Raw genomic sequence first — 1266 nt, 5'->3', positions numbered from 1 at the left:
GGGCCGGTGATGAACATGTGCGAGGTCTGGTCGACCATCACCACGAAGTCGGTGATCGCGGGGGAGTAGACAGCGCCACCGGCGCACGGACCCAGGACCAGGGAGATCTGCGGGATCACTCCCGAGGCGTGCACATTGCGCTTGAAGATCTCGGCATACAGCCCGAGCGCGACGACCCCCTCCTGGATGCGCGCACCACCGGAGTCGTTGATGCCGACGACCGGGCACCCGATCTTCATCGCCAGATCCATGACCTTGACGATCTTCTCTCCGAAGACCTCGCCCAGCGATCCGCCGAAGACCGTGAAGTCCTGCGAGAACACCGCGATCGGGCGCCCGTCAACGGTGCCATAGCCGGTGACCACGCCGTCGCCGTAGGGCCGGTTGTGCTCCTGGTCGAAGGCGGTCGAGCGGTGGCGGGCGAGGGCGTCGAGCTCGGTGAAGGAACCGTCGTCCAGCAGCGAGTCGATCCGCTCGCGCGCGGTCGCCTTGCCCTTGGCGTGCTGCTTCTCGATCGCCTTGGCCGAGCCGGCGTTGACCGCGGTGTGGACCCGCTCGTGGAAGTCGGCCAGGCGGCCCGCGGTGGTGCGTAGGTCCGGCCCCGATCCGGTCCCGCTGTCGCTGCCCGCGGGCGCGCTGCTCTGTCCGGCGTTGGCGGTGTCGGTCATGGTGACAACTTAGCCTTGTCGACATGACCTTGTTGCGTTGGGCCGCGCCGGAACATCATGAATCCATCGGCTCCACGAACGCCGAGGCTCTTCTGGATCCGCGCATCGGAAGGGTGCTCGTGGCCGACCACCAATCGGCGGGGCAAGGCCGGCAAGGCCGAGTCTGGGCATCCCCACCCGGAGCTGGCATGGCGATCTCTGTGGTGGTGCCGAGCGTGCCCGGGGAGCTGATGGGCTGGCTCCCGATGGTGGCCGGCCTGGCTCTCGCGGGCGCCCTGCAGGACAGCCGCTGGGCGGTCACGGCCGGCCTGAAGTGGCCCAACGACGTGCTTGTCCCGCTGCGTGAGGACACCGGGGTCCGGGCGGGGGCTGGTCGGGAGCAAGCGCAGGAGCAGGGGCAGGCGCAGGAGCCCGTCCTGGAGGCGGAAGGTCGGCGATGGGGCAAGGTCGCGGGCACGCTCGCGCAGGTGACCACCGTCCACAGCGGCCGCGTCGTCGTGATCGGCACCGGCGTCAACGTCGACCACACCTTGGCTGCGCTCCCGGTGCCGACGGCGACCTCTTGGCGGCTTGCGCGAGGTGGCGCACCCCTGCCGGA

Annotated in this window: 2 protein-coding genes; one reads left to right on the top strand and one right to left on the bottom strand. The window is 69.7% G+C overall.

From position 1 onward, the window contains the following. The coding region (locus Q4P07_RS05530; RefSeq protein ID WP_303373897.1) for a carboxyl transferase domain-containing protein at positions 1 to 668 on the bottom strand (668 nt) is incomplete at its 3' end. A gap of 23 nt (positions 669 to 691) precedes the next feature. Here Q4P07_RS05530 and Q4P07_RS05525 point away from each other — a divergent pair. Continuing rightward, positions 692 to 1266 (top strand): biotin--[acetyl-CoA-carboxylase] ligase (locus Q4P07_RS05525; protein WP_368660250.1); only part of this gene is annotated, 575 nt, incomplete at its 3' end.

This window comes from Ornithinimicrobium sp. (assembly GCF_030537745.1).
Classification (GTDB): Bacteria; Actinomycetota; Actinomycetes; order Actinomycetales; family Dermatophilaceae; genus Ornithinicoccus.
The sequence above is the reverse complement of the archived record's forward strand: the minus strand, read 5'-3'. Positions and strand labels throughout refer to the sequence as shown.